The following is a 15,903-nucleotide window of genomic DNA, read 5'->3' as shown; positions in this document are numbered from 1 at the left end:
TGGTTCTCTGCTGCTGCTGGTTCTGTGCTGCCGCCGGTTCTGTCCTGCTGCTGGTTCTGTGCTGGCAGCGCGCGACACCCCCATACGCCGCGCACCGCCCCGTACGCTGTACGCCCCCGTGGCCGTGGCGCCCCGTACGCCTACCGGCTCGCTCAGAGCGGCAGCGCGCCCCGCAGCACGGTGCCATCGGGGCCGGCCACCGCCTTGACCCGGAGCAGCCGCTCGGAGTCGTCATAGACCATCCGCAGCTCCATCGCGCGGAAGGCGTCGAGCCTGGCCCTGCCCTCGGTGGTACGCAGGGCGGGCACCCGCCACTGGGGTGCGGCGGCCGAACGCAGCCAGGAGGTGAGCGGGCCAAGCACGGTCTGCTCACGCAGGTACACGTTGCGCGGGTGCTCGATCTGGTTGGCGGTCGCGTACTCGGCGGGGAAGCGGCACCGGTAGTAGGGCTCCGCGTTGTTCCAGGTGCCCTGCATCAGTCGGTTGCAGCGCGCGCAGCGCACCATGCCGCGTAGCGCGTACTCGCGCACGGCTGCGGCGTGCACCGCGTCCCCCTCGGGCCGGGCGCGGCGGGCCTCGAACCGCTCCCGCACCCGCTCGAAGACCTCCGTGGGCAGCACCGGGCTACACACGGACGCTCCGCCGCAGCCACTCGTCGAGGAGTGGCCGGCGTAACGGGAGTTGACCAGGATCGCCCGCACCGCGCTCTTGGACCAGGCGGCGACGCCTTCCCCGGTGCGCGGGCCGTGCGAGCCGGGGCTTGGCACCTCGTCGGCGGTCAGGCCCTCGGCGATGATCTGAAGGCCGCGGTCATCCAGGTATTCGCTGAAGATGCGCCGTACGACCGGCGCGGTCCGCTCGTCGGGCACAAGCCGCAGCCCGGTCCCCTCCGGGCCGGCGACAGCACGGTAACCGTACGGCGGACGACCCCAGATACGCGGCGGCTTGCTGCCGTGCTGCGGCGCACTGACGGCGTGCTGCGGCGCACTGACGGCGTGCTTTCCAGCGGTACCGATGGCGGTCCGCTGGGACGGTATTCGATCACAAGCTGGTGACGACATATGCATGAAAAACCCCCGTAGTCATGTGTGTCGTGTGGTAACGCATCGAACGCGGCATGAGAGGGCCGCTCGGACAGTGGCGTTCGAACGGCGGCGTGTGGACGGCGGTGAGGCGAAGTGCACGCCCGCACCCAGCGGGCCGCATCGTTGCGGCGTGGCGCTAGGGGTGACGGCTCGGCACGAAGTAAGCCCCCTGCGGGGCGGACCGGCCTTCCGGGCTGACCGAATCAAGCGTTCCCCGCGATGTCTTCACGCTAAGTCGGCCACCCTGCGCGACACAACGTGGAGTCCACAAGATGCCAGCAGCGAAAGAAGGTTTCCGTAAGCCGCCTATAAGTGGTGGCAAGTTGTTGTCTCGGGAGGCAACCTGTGGCGCAACCCGCCCCACAAAAACGGCGCAAGCTGCTCCATAAAAACGGAACACACTGCACCACATAAGCGGGGCAACTTGCTCCAGAGACGCAGGTCACACTACCCAAAAGGGCTGCCGCGCACCGCGCGACAGCCCTCCGTTACGCACCATGCGGGATGCGTTAAAGGAGCCCCATCTTCAAGGTGTAGACACCGGCCTGGAAACGCGAAGTGGCCCCGAGTGCGCGCATGATTTCGGCAACACGGCGCCGGTACGTGCGTACGGAAACCGACAATTCACGGGCCGCGGCCTCGTCGGTGTATCCCTCGTAGAGAAAACGCAGTATCTGCGTTCCCGAACCGCCCCGCAGATATTCGCTTATCTGCTCGTATTCGGTGAGTGGGATAGCCCGCCGCCAGATGCTCATAAACATGTCGTGCAGCGCCCTGACCACCACGGGAGCGCGCACCAGGGAGGCCTGATTCTCCCCCACATCGGGGTCGGAGCGCACCAGCGCAACCCGGTTATCAATGAGGACGACCCCTCGCTGCGACTCCCCCGCGAGACGCACCTGAAGGCTTGCGCTGCCGCCACCGACGCGTTCGAAGTCCGTGAGTCGATGCGCGACGGCGATCTCCGGCGAGCAGATAAGCCGCACTCGCACCGTGCGTCCCCAGCGATCCGCCAGTTGCTCCAGTACCTGAAGCACGATTTTGAGCGGGGCGGGGTTCGAAGGGACCAGGATGCAGATGCTTCGTTCGGCCTGCGAGACCAGCTGATTGAGCGCGTGCGCCGCGGTGTCGGTGTCCTCCGTGGTGACCAGGAGGGACTGGTCAAGCGTCCTGACCTGGTGCCGGGAGACCACGGTCTCGATCAGCGAACGCACCTGCCGCAGGGCGTCATCGACATCGTCTACCACCTGGGACTGGGCCCTCGGAATTTCCGGCAGCGATGGCCGGTCAGGCGGATCGGGAACCGCAGCAATCGCCCCAGAAATCGACATTTTCACCCCGTTGGACAGCTATGAACCCTCATTGAGTCGAGCAAGAGCTCTCGACGTGAGGTGGACCTCGGGGTAAATTCGAAGTCAATTCCCGATTTCACAGCCGCTGATACCGGCCGTAACACTCGCTGTCCGATACCGACTGCGCGACACCAAAACCGTGCGACCGCCCCCGTGGATGCCACACAATAGGTTATTAAACCTACACGGATACACCTTGCTTCGTCAACAAAAAGCGTTTCTTTCATTTTTCAACAATGCTGGCCTGAAATATCCATCGCGTCGCCAGTGCCTCCCCAGCCGACCGGGTTACGCATGACCAGCGACACGCTCGTGAACTCGGGTGATGTGTCGCAGCCCGCGCCTTCGGCAGGTTCCGCTTCCCCTGCGCGCGCCACACCGAGGCCCCGTTCGGCCCGCTGCGCCCCACTCCTCCACCTGGATCGGCCATCGCCGGACCGTGCCCACGCGCCGTTCTCCAGACCCGTCCACGACGGCCGCTCGCACGCGCCGGCCCACACGCGGGCGCACGCGTCCAGGTGTGCGATCACGCCTGCTCGGCCCCGGGTGTTTCCCCCAAGCCGCCGCGCTGACACGATATGGACCTCACGTAGCGCGACGCGGCGTGATCGGCGGTTACGCGGTGACGCGCGGGGCTGCGGAGCCCGGGACGACCGGGCCGCAGACGTGACACACGGGTGGGCATGGGTGGGGAGGTATGCGTGGCCGAGGTGTTCCTACGACGACTGACCAGATGGCAGGCCGAGCAACAACGGGAGGCCATCGCCGACCTCTACGTCATGGCGTATCGCGAGGTGCCGGGCGCAGTGCCCGCGCCAGGCGCCGAGGCCGGCGGCAGCGGCGGCACAAGCAGTGGCAGTAGCAGTAGCGGCAGGACGAGTAATGGGCTCGCCGGCGGGGGCCCGACCGGTGGCGGTTCGCCAGGCGGCGGGTACGCGGGGAGCGGGCTCGCGGGCAGTGGGGTCGCGGGCAGTGGGGTCGCCGATCGCGCGGCGCCCGCGCCGGGCCGCCACGACCGCCGCGCCTTCCTGGAGCGCTTCGAGGACCACGTCGGCCAACCCGGCTTCGACATGATCATTGCGAGTTCGCCCGCCTTGGTCGGCTGCGTCTACGGCTTCCAGGCCGACCGGGCCCACGTGTGGCACCCCGGCTTTCGCGAGGGCATTCCGTCCGATATCGATGAACTCACCTTTTCGAGCCCGGTGTTCCACCTCGTGGAGCTGTGCGTCCTGTCCTCCCGGCGCCGCGACCACATCGCCACCCGCCTGCTCAACCAGCTACTGACCCGCTCGACGGGCCCCTTGGCAACGGCGATCGTGGACGCGAACAACCTCCCGGCCCAGCGCGCGTTCGCCTCCTGGGGCTGGTCGCACACGGGTGCACTGCTCCCCTCCACGGACCCGCCGCAAGCTCCACCGCGGGAGGTTTGGAGCCACCGGCTGGGCGGCTGAGCGGCCCCCGGCCCGGAGTACGCGCCCGGGGTCGCCACCCCGGGCCAACGGCGTGCGCCGGCCCGGCGCGTCAGCGCGCGGGGTGGATGGGGCGAAAGTGCCGGAACTCGTTCATACAGGTCAGGTAGTACGGCAGCGGCACATTGGCAGGCAGGTCGCGGGATGGGAAGGGACGCCCGAAGGAGTGCTGGACGGGCACGGTACCGGCCCAGTATTTGTTGGCCGTGACGTCGCCAGGCAGATCGTGCGGATCGCCGTAGGCCACTTTCGTACTCACGTGCTCCAGCTTGAGGCCCAGCACGGTGACGCCGTCCAACTCCGCGGAGCTGGGCATTCGGGTGTCGCGGCTACGGTTCGGCATGACGTGCTCGACGATCGTCCGCAACGCCGTCTTCCGGCGCTTGCGGCTGACCGGGATCGCCTCACCGTGAATCGTCACCGACCGGTAGTGGATGCCACTCATGGCGGCCGACCGCGCCACGGAAATGCCGTCGATGACGGCCACGTTCACACAGACCCACGCGTCCGGAACGTCGCCCGTCTTGTTCTTCGATGCCAACTGCTGGTGCATGCGGGCCTTGGGTGAGCCGTGGAAATAGAGCATGTCGCCGTCCCTGCCGAACACCTTCGGCATGACGACCGGGAAGCCGGCCTTGCAGCCCCCGTCCGGCTTGGAGTTCGCCGGGGCCCGGTACGCGACGTGGCAGATGAACGCCTCGTCCAGGATGCCGTTGGCCAAATCACGGTCGTAGCCGACCATGCGCGCGAGGTACGTGCCGCCCTTCTCGTTCGGCTTGATGTACGTGTGGCAGTCAGGTGTGTTGCCCGCCTGCGCCACCGGGACGGGTTCGGGGGTGTGGAACAGCCGGAATTCGGTTTCGGGTTCCTGCATGGTTGCCGTGGTCCCTCCGAGGACGGCCGCGCGCATCACGGTGCGCGGCGGCGTGTGTGGGGTGGCGTCGTGCGGCAATGGCGTCGTGAGGGGCTGGCGTCGTGGGGGGCGTCGTACGGGACGAAGCCCGGCGCGGTGTCCGGCGGGGGGCCGCGGAGCCGACGCGGGCCAGTGAAACACGCCATGGGCAGGCGCTCAGGTGCTCGGCGCGCCGCACCGGCGGGGGTTCTCCCGAACGGCCCACACCCGCACTAGGCCGGGCCCTCCCGGGTTGCGCTCACGGGATGAACCTCCCAGCTCACCGCGTGGCGGGCTCCCCGGCTGCCCCACCGGCCGTAGTACCCCTGGTGCGCTCGCTCCGCACCACACCAGTACGTCGAGGGGTTCACCATGCGCAGCATCAGCCGCGACTACGACGCCGTCGTCGCTGTAGGCAACAAGTTCTACATCTTTCAGGACGACGAGTGGTTCGCCTACGAGCCTCCGACGGACAACAAGCCGGTCACCGTCACACCGAAGAAGATCAACGACGGTGCTACTTGGGCGATGCTGAAGGACCTGGGCTACCGCAACCTCGACGCCGTCTGGACCGACGACACCACGGACTACGCATCTCAGGGGAACAGCCTGGTGCGCAAGAAGAGCAGTGGCAACTCTGAGTTGTTGAACCTCCTGGACACGCTGAAGGTCCAAAAGCCAACCCCCGACCAGGGCAAGCGCGCCTTCGATCCTGAGTTGGGCCTCGACACCGTCACCATGCGGCGCACGGCTTCGAACGCGTACTACTACCTCTTCCAGGACGAGGAGGTCTGCCGCGTCGATGCGAATCAGAAGAATAAGGTCACGCTGGACCCCAAAAAGATCGGGGTGAGCGGGGGTGACTGGGTGGGGCTGCAAGAGGGCAAGCCAAAGGACGACAAGCAGGATGACGGCAGGCCGAAAGCAGTCCAGTGGTACAAGGACATCGACGCCATCTGCGAAACACGAGCCAACAAAGTGACCTCGGGCTATCTGGTCTTCAAGGGCGATCAGGTGCTGGAGCTGGACAAGGACGGTAAGAAGACGGCCGGGCCCATGCCCATCATGCAAAAGTGGCCGATGAAGCTCGGATGAGCCGCCTGCCGGGTGCGGGCTCCCCGCCCCGGCCCACCCGCGCGCCCCGCCCCGGACCGGCCAGGAAGCCGCCGCCCGTACGGCCGAAGTGCGCCCCGATAACCAGCGGCTGACGTTGCCGTCGCAAGGCTGCCAGACCCGGCCGCCCGCGACTGCTGAAGTGGTGGAACCCAGCCGCCGGCCCAGGCCCCAGGCGCGCCCGCGCGGTGCACCCTGGGCGCGCGGCCCACCGGATGCGACCGGTCTCCAGGGGGCGCGGTCGGCGGGCACCACCACAGGACGGAACGTGTCCATGCCCGCAGCGCCATCACCCGCTTCCGCCACCGCGAACACCACCTTCACCACCGCGAACCCCACCCCCACTACCGCGGACACCACCACCCCCGCCCCCACGGGCCACACCCCCACCACCGCGGAAGCCGCCACACCCCTCCCTTCCCCGCTCAAGGGCTGGCTGGCCGTGGTCGGGCTCATGCTCGGCATCTTCGCGATCGTCACCACCGAAATCCTGCCGATCGGCCTGCTGACGTCCATCGGGTCCAGCTTCACCGTCTCGGACGGGATGGCCGGCCTGATGATGACGATGCCGGGCCTCCTCGCCGCGGTCGCCGCCCCGCTGGTCACCGTGGCGACCGCGCGCATCGACCGCAGGCTGATGCTGTGCGCCTGCACCCTCCTGCTGGCGGTGGCCAACTTTCTGGCAGCCGCCGCACCGCACTACTGGCTCGTGCTGGTTTCCCGGGTCATGGTCGGCGTCACCATCGGCGGCTTCTGGTCGATCGGGGTCGGCTTGGCGGCGCGGTTGGTGGCGCCGGAGTCGGTCGGCAGGGCCACGGCGGTGATCTTCTCGGCCGTCCCGCTGGGCTCCGTGCTCGGCGTGCCCGCCGGCACCCTCATCGGCGACCTGGCGGGCTGGCGGGCGGCGTTCACCGTCATGGGCGTCCTGACGGTCGGCGTACTGGTGCTGCTGGTCGTCGTGTTGCCGCCGTTGCCCGCCGTCCACATCACCCGCCTCGCCGTGCTCCGCACCACGGCCCGCAGCGCCCCGACCCGGCTCGCGCTGCTGCTGACCTTCCTGGCCGTACTGGCCCACTTCGGCGCGTACACCTACATCACCCCCTTCTTCGAACAGATCACGCACGCGAGCCCAACGCAGGTCACCGTCTTTTTGCTGCTGTACGGAGCGGCGGGCATCGCCGGCACCTTCCTTGGCGGCGCGGCCGTTGCTCGCCGCCCCCTGGCCACGTTCGGCCTCGCCGCTGGTCTCATCGCCATGGCGACCCTGCTGCTGCCTCTGCTCGGCCACTGGCCGTTGGGTGCCCTCGCCCTGCTCATCGTCTGGGGAGTCGCCTACGGTGCCGTGCCGGTCTGCTCCCAGACCTGGTTCACCAAGGCGGCCCCGCACGCACCGGAGGCGACGTCCGTCCTGTTCACCGCCTCCTTCCAGGCGACGATCTCGGCCGGGGCCCTGGCCGGCGGCGTCATCGTGGACCGCACCTCCCCGGCAACGCTCATGGCCATCGGCGGCGCGACGGCGATATTGGTGCCGCTGGTGGCCTGCCTTCCGGCCGCTAAGCGGGCCGCGGCGTAACTCGCGCAGAGCGGGATACGACGCCGCCGCGCTTCCGAGCGGGCGCACCGCTTCTTCTAGCTCATCGTTCTTGCGCGCTCCCTGCGGTACAGCAGGGCGGACCTGATACCACAGCCGATGGCGAGCAGCAGCAATACGGCGATCGACGGGTTGACGTAGCCGGGGACCACGGCCTCGTGGCTGCTCCCATCAGGCATCTGGCAGATGATTCTCAAGGGGATGAAATCACTGGATACCGCCGTCGCATTCCTCCCGCACTCACCGACCGTCCGCCCCTGCCGATCGAGGATATGAAGGCACCCCCATACGTAGAGGGTGAGCGACGCGGTCACAGCCGCCAGCGAGATGTCACGCCCCACTGCGTGCGGCGTAATAGCACCCCACTTGGAAGGCATGAACCGGGAGCCTAGATACATGACGAAAGCGCAGAGGGCAGGTATACCGGCCAACACTATGGCGATGCAGGCTAACTCGGTGTCACTGCTGTACGACGCGAAAGCCATCAAGGGGCTACGGTGAGACCGTAAGAGAGCACACCGGAACGGGCTGTGCCGCATGCATTAAGCGACCGGTCATCCCGATTTGTTTGCACGCTATCCCTCGCCGAGCCCAGCGGATACTGCGATTACCCTATACGGATGGCAACTACCAGGGACAAGGCCGGAAGCGAAGTTGGCCTAATGACGGCGTTGAGTAAACGCCCTCGAATTCCCCACCGCATCGCCTTCACAGCCTCCGCAACTGCGTGACGTCGGCAGACGCAACAAGGCCGAGCTTTGGCACCATGAGCCCGCGTTGGCTCGAAGCGCATGCATCGAGAGGCGAATTGCTCATTCCATGCGCACTGCCCGTCACGGCACCGTTGGCGTTCCACATCGTATGTGAGGTAGGCCGGTCATGGCACCTGTTTGTTCAGGCACGAGAGTGCGCGTCCGTAACCGCGTACCCACAGGTCATTCGTACGCGCCAGCGCGACGGCCGCGAGGAGCCGGAACGCGGGTGCCACGGTGGGCAAGGGCGGTGGCGGTTCGCCCTCGCCGAGGTCGTAGGTGCCATAGGTCGAGACCCGGAACCGAGCGTGCCCGGTGCCCTCCCGATGCGTCGCCATCCACACATCCACTTCCGCGACCGTGTGGCTGTCGTCCGCTGCGGCCAGACACTCATGACCGTCCCCCAGACAGAACACGTGGTAGCCGAGCGCTCCGTACGAGGTCTGCCAGTGCGGCGGCAAGGGGCTCATCGGTGGCTCTCCTTACGTGAGGGGGTGGTCACGGCGGCGCGCAGGGCACGCGTCAGCAGGTCGTCAAGGTCCTCGCTGGCAGCCCACCGGCTGCGGTGGGGCACGCCGTGACAACGGCACGGGCTCAGTTCGCCGGCCGCTATCCGCGCGTCCACACCCGAGACCCACCCGCCGTCCACGACCAACGTCATGTGCTCGGGCCGCCGGAAGTCCGTGGCGAGTACGCGATGGTGGTTCGGCAGTTCCAGCCCGACCGCGTACGCGGCTCGCCCGGCCGCGGACAACAGCAGTTCGCCGGGGCGCAGGATGACGCCCGGCACCTGCCACGGGGTCGTGTCCTCGCGGGTCACCAGGACCTGCGGCATGCCGCGGGTGGTGTCGCCGGGGGCCTCGGGGTTCAGCGGCTTCCACACCAACAAGGCCACCCGAACCTGCCGGCCACCGGTCATGACACATCCCCCATGTCCTTGGGCATGTCCGCCAGGTAGTCAAGGCCGCATTCCTCGGGTGTCATGCCGTTCGTGGTCATGACCCCGGCCGTTCGCGCACCGTCCGACCAGAAGAATCCACCCGGCCCGGCAATCGCATCCAGCGCGAGTTGGATGCGATGGGTATTAGCGCGCAACTCGCCGGACTCCAGCCCGCGCGGATCGAACAACGCGTTCTCATAGGCATGTTGGAACTCAATATCCGCCACGGGCTTCCACCCGATCGCGAGATCGGACGGTGCGGCGTCGGCGAGAAAGAACCGCAACACCGTCCCCTGCACCGTCCGTACGGTGTGCTGCCCAGTCAGCACCAGGCTCCGCTTCCCGACGCCCCGCGCGGCTCGCCCGCTCTCCTCACCGTGGCGCTCCACGCGCCGATGCTCAAGCGGGACGTCCACGGCTTCACGGTGCGGCGGCCACTCCCGCAACGCGCGGGCACGGTCCCGAGTGCCGTCCAACGCCCGACACCGGGCACACCGGCAGGCTGCGGGCGTGGCGTTGGCGTCATCGACCACATGGACGTCTGCTGCCAACTGGTCGCGCGCGGCGAGGAGTTGGGCCACCTTCTTATCCGCTGGTTCGGGGGCTGGGGGCCAGTGGTCAGGCTCATTCACGAGGCTCAGGCTCCCTCGTGGTCGCGGCAGTTGGGGCAGCGGCAGGCCGGCCACTGGGCCGGGTAGTGGTCATCGAGCCACCGGGACGTCACGTCGTCGGGGTCGATGGTGATGACCGTCGCGGCCCGACTGACCCGAGGCGGGTCCTCACCGGGGCGCTTGCGGTAGACCTTCATGGTCATCTGGTGCTTCATTCGACGGCTCGTTCCAGGCGGAAGCTGTTCACGCCCCGCGCGACGCACAGGGACGTCGATCCCGATCACCGGTTGTGACCAAGTGCTTACAGACTTCTCCCGCGAAGGCTACGATCGCAATTGGTGAGCCGTTCCGGCCAAAGCCACCTCACGGCCGTGACGGGAAGTGTTGTGACACGCAAAAAAAGGGGGTCCCCATGGCACGTCGGGGACGCGGAGTTGACAGAGACGCAGGCGCCTCTCCATCACCGCCCGGGAATGATCTCGCGGTGACGGCCGCTCAACTGTTCGGCAGGCTCATAAAGCGCGAACGCGAACGCGCAAGCCGAACGCAAGCCGAACTGGCCGAGGTAGCCCATCTGGATCGTTCCATCGTCGCGAGGATCGAGGCCGGAGAACGCGTACCCGACAAGCGGCAAGTCGTCCTGTGGGACGACATGCTGGAGACCGACGACCTACTGCTCGATCTGTGGCGCCAAGTCGACTGGTACCCGACCGTCCAGAGACGCGACTGGTTCGAGCGTCGGGCGGAGATGGACCGGGAGACGACCGCGTTACGCATCTACCAGAACCAGTTCATGCCCGGACTGGTGCAAACGGAGGCATACGCGAACGCGGCGTACGCCCAGGTAGTGAGAAACCGCGACGACCTGAAACGCTGCGTCGAGGCCCGACTTAGGCGGCAAGATCGGTTCGTGGCATCAGACCCTGGGAGCCCACTTCTTTCCGCCATCCTGACCGAGGACACCTTGCGCACGGTCGTAGGCGGACCGGAGGTCATGGCCGAACAGTGTGCGCACCTCCTACACCTGGCTGAGCTGCCAAACTTCGTCATCCAGGTCGTACCGTCGAACTGTCCACCGGTCGTACGCCCCAGCGCTCCAATGACCATCATCTCGACGCCGAACGGCCGAGATTGGGTCTACTCGGAATCAATCGATTACGGACACTTTGTCAACGACCCGGCCCGGGTCCAAGAGCTTACTCGCCTTTACACTCGACTTGCGGCGGACGCACTCTCCACGACTGAGTCCGCTCAATTCATCCAGAGCGTAATGGAGGGGTATCAGTGAACACCGATCTCAGCTCGGCGAAGTGGCACAAAAGCAGCTACAGCAGCTACCAGGGCGACTGCGTTGAGGTCGGCACCGGCCTGCCGAACGCTGTTCCCGTACGCGACTCCAAGGACCCGCACGGCCCCGCCCTTGCCTTCACCGCGGCGGCCTGGTCGGCGTTCCTCGCCGAGGTCAAGGCTGGCGAGTTCGGCGTCTGAGTCACCGGCGCGAAGAAGCCCCGTCGCTCCGCCTTTGCGGAGTAACGGGGCTTTCTCGTCGTGGCATGGTGCGTAGCTACCGGGTCAGCGGGCCGCCGGTGTGGCGGAGACCTCGGGCGATAGTGCCGACTCGGCGCCCGTTCCGTCGATGGTGCTGATGACGTAGTAGTACGTCGTGCCGTTGCTCAACCCCGTGTCCGTATGAGAGTTGCCCGACGCGTTGAAGGAAGTCTCCGCGTTCTCCTTGGTGACACCGGGGCTGGTCGAACGGTAGAGGCGGAACCCGACGACGGGCGGAGAACCGACCTCCTGGGGCGGGGAGTACCAGTCCAGGGTGATGCGTCCGTCGCCCGCGCGTACGTCGTAGAACGACGTGGTCGGCGGTGGCTGCGGGACACGGACCTCGGGCAGGACCGAGGTGGAGGCTGCCGACCGGACGCCGTAACCGGACTCCGCGACCACGACGTAGTAGTAGTCGCCCTGACCAACGGTGAGCTTGAGCGACTTCTCCTGCGTCACGGCGACCTCGTTCGCCGGGTCCGTGGTGTCCACCGACGCGTTCGTGGAGCGGTAGACGTGGTAGCGGGAGACGGGCACGTACGAACTCTGCGACCACTCCAGGAGCAGCCGGTCGCCCGTCACGCGCGCCGTGTGGATCTGTGGCGACTGCGGAACGCTGCTCGGGCCGACGAGTTTGGTGGCACTGACCCAGCTCGATTCGCGGGACTCGTTGCCGGCCGCGTCCACGCCCTTGACGACGTACGTGTACGGACGCCCCGTTTCGCCGGAGGTGTCCCGGTAGGTCAGCGTGGCCGTGCTGCCCACCTTCGTCAGCGGGCTGTTGTACGGAGAAGTGGACCGGTAGACGGTGTACTTCACCGCATCGGACCCACCGCCGCGCCACGTCAGCGTCACCCCCCGCTCGTCCTCCTTGGCGACCGTCAGCTCGTGCGGCGACAGCGGCGCGGTGGTGTCCCGCGTCGCGCGCGCGACCTTCGAGTACGGCGAGGCGTTGCCCGCCGTGTCCAGGGCTCGCACCTTGTAGGCGTACGGCACATCGGCGTCGGCGTCGCTGTCGGCGTACGACGTCGTCTTGGGGGTGGCTATGCGGGTGAAGGGTCCCGTCTCGCCCGTCTCTTCGGATGCCCGGTACACCTCGTAGCGTGCCGCGCCCGCAACCGGCTTCCACGACAACGCGTTCGCCTTACTTCCGGGGGTGGCGACAAGAGCGGTCGGGGCAGTGGGCGTGGTGCGGTCAACCGTGGTGACGGTTGCCTCCGCGCTGTATGCGGACTCCTGACCGTTCTTGCCAACAGCGCGCACCGCGTACGCGTATGCGGTGCCGGTCGCCGGGGGCTTGTCGGTGTACGAGGTCGTGGTGAGCGGGGACTTGCCACTCACCACGGCGTAACTGGCGTTGCTCGCGCCCCGCGTCTTCCGGTAGAGCCGGTAACCGGCGACCTTGCGGCTGTCGCCCTTGGCCCAGGTGACCTTGGCCTTCGAGGTGGTGCGGTCGTAGGAGGCGGCGGTGGAGACGGGAGCGGGCGGCGCCGCTGCGGTACCGACCGCAGGGGCCTTGGGCGCGGCGGCCGAGGCATCCGCCGCACCAGCGAGGGCGACGGCCACGGCGATGGTCGTGGTGGCGCCGACGAGGCGGATACGCCGTAAGCGGTTGGTCCCCGAGTAACGGGAGAGGTGAGACACGGCTGAGGCCCTTTCCTGGTCATGGCGGTGCGTGGCGCTGGTGCATGGGGGGAAGGGACTGCGGGCGTGCGGCGCAAGGGATACGAGGCGCCCGTGCTGCTGTGGGGGAAAGGCACTGTAACCGTGAACGCGAGCGGCGTTAGAGGAGTCGAGAGGTGATCCGCGCGACAGTGGCACGGTGGGTAGCAACGGGCCGCCGTGACGCAGCGACCGACCCGGCGCCGCACGCGCTGGGGGCCGGAGCCAGAGCGCGTAACGGACGGGCCTAGGCGAGGCCGCCGTTGCTCTGGAGGAGCTGGCCGTTGATCCACTGCCCTCGTGGCGAGCACAGGAAGTCCACGAGATGTGCGGTGTCCTGCGGCGTGCCGAGCCGCCCGAGCGGAGCCGCGCGTACGCAGCTCTCCCGCATCTCGTCCGACATCCAGCCCGTGTCCACCGGGCCGGGGTTGATGACATTGGCGGTGACCCCGAGCTGCGCGAGTTCGTGGGCCGCGGCCAAGGTGATGCGGTCCAGGGCGCCCTTGCTCGCACCGTAGGGAAGGTTGCCGACCGTGTGGTCGCTCGTGAGGGCGACGACGCGGCCCGTGCCGAAGGCGCCGCGGAACCGCAGTCCGTACTCCCGGATCAGCAGCCAGGTGGCGCGTGCGTTGACGGCGAAGTGTCGATCGAAGCTCTCGACGGTCGTGTCGAGCAATCCGGAGTCAACCGATTCGCAGTGGCACATCACCAAGGCGGTGACCGGGCCGAGCCGGCGTTCGGCCTCGTCAAAAATGCGTGCGGCGCTGGCCGGGTCGGCGAGATCCGCCTCGATCGCCGCCGTACTCGCGCCCTGCTCAGCGAGAGCGCTACCCACCGCCTCCGTAGCCCCCGGCTCGTCTCCCCAGGTCATGCGCCGGTCGTACGGGGTCCAGTAGGTGAAGGCAATGTCCCAACCCGAGGAGGCGAGTTGGCGGGCCACACCCGCCCCGATGCCAATGGTCCGCCCCACACCTGTGACCAGGGCGAGCGGTCGGGCCGTAGCGGAGGGCTTGGGCTCGGTCGTATCGGTGGTCGTCACGGGACGCGATGATGCGGCATGGGCGCCACACCGGCAAACGCTTTGCCGTGCGGTACGCGCAACCCGCCACGCACCGCGAGGCGGGGCCGGGCGCGGGGCGGGACGCGGGGGCCAGGGATCGCCGGCCTTCGGCGGGATTGCCCGCGCCGGTCTTGCACATGGTGGATGACGTCGGCTCCGAACTCCGCGCAAAACGCGGCGTACTCAGCTGAAAGGCAGCGACTGCGCGCTTCTTGCCCGTCATGGACTACACATCACGGAAGGCATTCATCCGACCACGACGTCAACAGGGCCCTGGCTTCCTCCCCGAAAAGCGCATAGTCCTCCAAGGTGGCGAACAAATCCACATGCATTCCGATGTCCCGTGGATCTCTCAGGAACACGACACCAGTGGTGTTCTCAACGGTGACCAGGGTGTTGTCGTAGACGGTGAACGTGTCCATCGGAACCATCGGCTTGTGTCCTGCTATCGGGATGACGCCGAGCCTCACATTCGCCAGGTGATTCAGAGACGCCAGCCGGTCAATCTGCAACGCCATCGCAGCCGGTGGCAGGAGTGGCCACCGCACGGCTTGCTCAGTGAGCAGGAAAGTAAAACGCTTCGTCGTGTCGCAGAGAACTTCCTGTCGCTCCAGCTTCCTCGCGATCGTCTTAGTGACATCGGCGGGAGAGTGGGCGAGGCTGGCCCGAATGTACTCGGGGGTGGACAGAAGTCCGGTAATCATCGACAACAGGAAGAAGCGGAACTCCGTAGCCGATGACTCCAGGGCGGCAAGTTCACTCTGCTTCTTCTCCAGGCCCCTCCGGCGCAGCGAACGCAGGTTGTGCCATTCGGTGTTGGCCAGCCTCGCGAGAGCGACGACCTCCTCGATGACCTCGGGCGGAGCGGCGATGGCCCGGAGGATGCCCTCCAGGTCGAGCAGGCTCGGCCGCACCTTCCCGTTCTCGATGCGGCTGACCTTGGACTGGGACATGTGGCAACGCCGAGCGAGCCGGTCCCCAGTGAGGCCGGCTCGCTTGCGTAGTTCTTTCAGCAGGGCTGCCAGTTCCTGTTTCGGCTGCCCCAACTGTTGTGGATCGAACGTCACCCGCTCACGTACTCCAGGAAAGGAACGGATGCGGCGACGGCGATCTGTTTCCACTGCCGGTACGGCTCCGGGTCCCCTTCGAAGAGTTCCCGATTGATCTGCGTTCCGTCCGACCGGTAGTTCAGCAGCACGACCTTGGATTCGTCGAACATCCAGAAGTCCTGGTCTGGCAGGCCCGGGTTCTCCTGGTCGGTGAGGTCGAGGATGCGGATGTCTTCACCGGCCTTTACATGGTGCCGGTAGTAGCACTCGAACTCGAACCGGAGGTAATCCGAAAGGGGGCGGGTCACTACGTGCACTCTGCCGACGCGCTTCCCTTCCGCGGTCCACTGCCGAACCTCTTCCATCCAGGACGATGTGTAATCATCCGGCGACTTCTCCCCAGCGAGGAATCGCTTCAGCTTCTCCGCTTCCTGGGGCATGGAGTAAACGGGCAGCGTCTCCAGCCGCCATGCCTCCCGCTCCATGGCATCGAAGCAGTCGTTCCACGCGTCACCAACCAAGTGCACGAAATGCCTCCCTGAGCACCGGCTCCGGGATTTCCACGAGCCCTTCCCCGGTAGGCGCGGTGAACGCCTCGGACACGTTGCCCTGCATGATGAACAAGCCCGTCCCCTTGCGGTACACGTTCGGGCAGTCCTTTTCTCCGCACTCGCCGTTGCCGTTCCCAGTGAGCCTTTTTCAACCTCCTGACGTAGCTGCGTACTTGGGGTGACAACGAAGTGAAGCCCCTGGTAGATGGGTTTCGACCAAGAGAACCG

At 67.1% G+C, this 15,903-nt stretch carries 17 protein-coding genes and 1 pseudogene; 5 read left to right on the top strand and 13 right to left on the bottom strand.

Features of this window, described 5'->3' with window-relative positions; genetic code table 11:
• Window positions 1–152: 152 nt before the first annotated feature.
• Window positions 153–1,061, bottom strand: a complete 909-nt coding sequence (locus tag FHS42_RS34590) for a recombinase family protein (RefSeq protein WP_184580063.1) — start codon at window positions 1,059–1,061, stop codon at window positions 153–155.
• Between the two features lie 533 nt (window positions 1,062–1,594).
• The gene (locus FHS42_RS34585) at window positions 1,595–2,416 is read right to left on the bottom strand and encodes a helix-turn-helix domain-containing protein (RefSeq protein ID WP_184580061.1); all 822 of its coding nucleotides are present in this window, start codon (window positions 2,414–2,416) and stop codon (window positions 1,595–1,597) included.
• Window positions 2,417–3,138: 722 nt separating this feature from the next.
• On the opposite strand from FHS42_RS34585, the gene FHS42_RS34580 reads away from it, so the two are divergent.
• On the top strand, window positions 3,139–3,888 hold the full coding sequence (locus FHS42_RS34580; RefSeq protein WP_184580059.1) for a GNAT family N-acetyltransferase: 750 nt from the start codon (window positions 3,139–3,141) through the stop codon (window positions 3,886–3,888).
• Between the two features lie 70 nt (window positions 3,889–3,958).
• On the opposite strand, the gene FHS42_RS34575 is transcribed toward FHS42_RS34580, so the two are convergent.
• Window positions 3,959–4,780 carry a pyridoxamine 5'-phosphate oxidase family protein gene (locus FHS42_RS34575; RefSeq protein WP_184580057.1) on the bottom strand — a complete coding sequence of 274 codons (822 nt, stop codon included), beginning with the start codon at window positions 4,778–4,780 and terminating at the stop codon, window positions 3,959–3,961.
• A gap of 390 nt (window positions 4,781–5,170) precedes the next feature.
• Between FHS42_RS34575 and FHS42_RS34570 the strand changes: the two genes are divergently transcribed.
• Window positions 5,171–5,893, top strand: coding sequence for a hypothetical protein (locus FHS42_RS34570; RefSeq protein WP_184580055.1), 723 nt, complete (start codon window positions 5,171–5,173; stop codon window positions 5,891–5,893).
• Window positions 5,894–6,365: 472 nt separating this feature from the next.
• Window positions 6,366–7,484 (top strand): MFS transporter, encoded by a 1,119-nt coding sequence (locus FHS42_RS34565; RefSeq protein WP_246495829.1) that lies wholly within the window; start codon window positions 6,366–6,368, stop codon window positions 7,482–7,484.
• Window positions 7,485–7,540: 56 nt separating this feature from the next.
• Here the strand turns inward: FHS42_RS34565 and FHS42_RS34560 are convergent, their stop codons facing one another.
• The 5 genes from FHS42_RS34560 to FHS42_RS34540 form a co-directional block, all read right to left on the bottom strand.
• The gene (locus FHS42_RS34560) at window positions 7,541–7,681 is read right to left on the bottom strand and encodes a hypothetical protein (RefSeq protein WP_184580051.1); all 141 of its coding nucleotides are present in this window, start codon (window positions 7,679–7,681) and stop codon (window positions 7,541–7,543) included.
• Window positions 7,682–8,379: 698 nt separating this feature from the next.
• Complete coding sequence (locus FHS42_RS34555; RefSeq protein ID WP_184580049.1) at window positions 8,380–8,724, bottom strand: hypothetical protein; 345 nt, start codon at window positions 8,722–8,724, stop codon at window positions 8,380–8,382.
• Entirely contained in the window at window positions 8,721–9,173 is a 453-nt protein-coding gene (locus tag FHS42_RS34550; protein ID WP_184580047.1) for a hypothetical protein, read from the bottom strand. The genes FHS42_RS34555 and FHS42_RS34550 overlap by 4 nt, the downstream gene beginning before the upstream one ends.
• Complete coding sequence (locus FHS42_RS34545) at window positions 9,170–9,826, bottom strand: hypothetical protein (RefSeq protein ID WP_184580045.1); 657 nt, start codon at window positions 9,824–9,826, stop codon at window positions 9,170–9,172. Before FHS42_RS34545 ends, FHS42_RS34550 begins: the two co-directional genes overlap by 4 nt.
• Window positions 9,827–9,831: 5 nt before the next feature.
• A complete protein-coding gene (locus FHS42_RS34540; RefSeq protein WP_184580044.1) occupies window positions 9,832–10,020 on the bottom strand; it encodes a hypothetical protein in 189 nt (62 codons plus the stop codon).
• A gap of 269 nt (window positions 10,021–10,289) precedes the next feature.
• Between FHS42_RS34540 and FHS42_RS34535 the strand changes: the two genes are divergently transcribed.
• Window positions 10,290–11,093 (top strand): helix-turn-helix domain-containing protein, encoded by an 804-nt coding sequence (locus FHS42_RS34535; protein ID WP_184580042.1) that lies wholly within the window; start codon window positions 10,290–10,292, stop codon window positions 11,091–11,093.
• Window positions 11,090–11,293 carry a DUF397 domain-containing protein gene (locus tag FHS42_RS34530; protein WP_184580040.1) on the top strand — a complete coding sequence of 68 codons (204 nt, stop codon included), beginning with the start codon at window positions 11,090–11,092 and terminating at the stop codon, window positions 11,291–11,293. The genes FHS42_RS34535 and FHS42_RS34530 overlap by 4 nt, the downstream gene beginning before the upstream one ends.
• A gap of 84 nt (window positions 11,294–11,377) precedes the next feature.
• Here the strand turns inward: FHS42_RS34530 and FHS42_RS34525 are convergent, their stop codons facing one another.
• From FHS42_RS34525 to FHS42_RS37935, 5 genes and pseudogenes are all read right to left on the bottom strand, one after another.
• Window positions 11,378–12,997, bottom strand: a complete 1,620-nt coding sequence (locus FHS42_RS34525; RefSeq protein ID WP_184580038.1) for a fibronectin type III domain-containing protein — start codon at window positions 12,995–12,997, stop codon at window positions 11,378–11,380.
• A 265-nt stretch (window positions 12,998–13,262) separates the two neighbouring features.
• On the bottom strand, window positions 13,263–14,054 hold the full coding sequence (locus tag FHS42_RS34520) for an SDR family oxidoreductase (protein WP_184580035.1): 792 nt from the start codon (window positions 14,052–14,054) through the stop codon (window positions 13,263–13,265).
• 254 nt (window positions 14,055–14,308) lie between these two features.
• A complete protein-coding gene (locus FHS42_RS34515) occupies window positions 14,309–15,142 on the bottom strand; it encodes a helix-turn-helix domain-containing protein (RefSeq protein WP_184580033.1) in 834 nt (277 codons plus the stop codon).
• On the bottom strand, window positions 15,139–15,651 hold the full coding sequence (locus FHS42_RS34510; RefSeq protein ID WP_184580031.1) for a DUF6879 family protein: 513 nt from the start codon (window positions 15,649–15,651) through the stop codon (window positions 15,139–15,141). Before FHS42_RS34510 ends, FHS42_RS34515 begins: the two co-directional genes overlap by 4 nt.
• Window positions 15,635–15,820: pseudogene (locus FHS42_RS37935) on the bottom strand (hypothetical protein); the annotation flags it as partial. The pseudogene FHS42_RS37935 and the gene FHS42_RS34510, both read right to left, overlap by 17 nt.
• Window positions 15,821–15,903: the final 83 nt, after the last annotated feature.

This window comes from Streptomyces zagrosensis (assembly GCF_014203645.1).
Classification (GTDB): Bacteria; Actinomycetota; Actinomycetes; order Streptomycetales; family Streptomycetaceae; genus Streptomyces; species Streptomyces zagrosensis.
Note: the sequence above shows the minus strand (reverse complement) of the source record. Positions and strands in the feature narration are given on the sequence as shown.

Coding starts and splice junctions, on each gene's coding strand:
- FHS42_RS34550 (WP_184580047.1), bottom strand. CDS start 9,173: ATGACCGGTGGCCGGCAGGTTCGGGTGGCCTTGTTGGTGTGGAAGCCG.
- FHS42_RS34570 (WP_184580055.1), top strand. CDS start 5,171: ATGCGCAGCATCAGCCGCGACTACGACGCCGTCGTCGCTGTAGGCAAC.
- FHS42_RS34560 (WP_184580051.1), bottom strand. CDS start 7,681: ATGCCTGATGGGAGCAGCCACGAGGCCGTGGTCCCCGGCTACGTCAAC.
- FHS42_RS34540 (WP_184580044.1), bottom strand. CDS start 10,020: ATGAAGCACCAGATGACCATGAAGGTCTACCGCAAGCGCCCCGGTGAG.
- FHS42_RS34555 (WP_184580049.1), bottom strand. CDS start 8,724: ATGAGCCCCTTGCCGCCGCACTGGCAGACCTCGTACGGAGCGCTCGGC.
- FHS42_RS34575 (WP_184580057.1), bottom strand. CDS start 4,780: ATGCAGGAACCCGAAACCGAATTCCGGCTGTTCCACACCCCCGAACCC.
- FHS42_RS34565 (WP_246495829.1), top strand. CDS start 6,366: ATGCTCGGCATCTTCGCGATCGTCACCACCGAAATCCTGCCGATCGGC.
- FHS42_RS34590 (WP_184580063.1), bottom strand. CDS start 1,061: ATGTCGTCACCAGCTTGTGATCGAATACCGTCCCAGCGGACCGCCATC.
- FHS42_RS34585 (WP_184580061.1), bottom strand. CDS start 2,416: ATGTCGATTTCTGGGGCGATTGCTGCGGTTCCCGATCCGCCTGACCGG.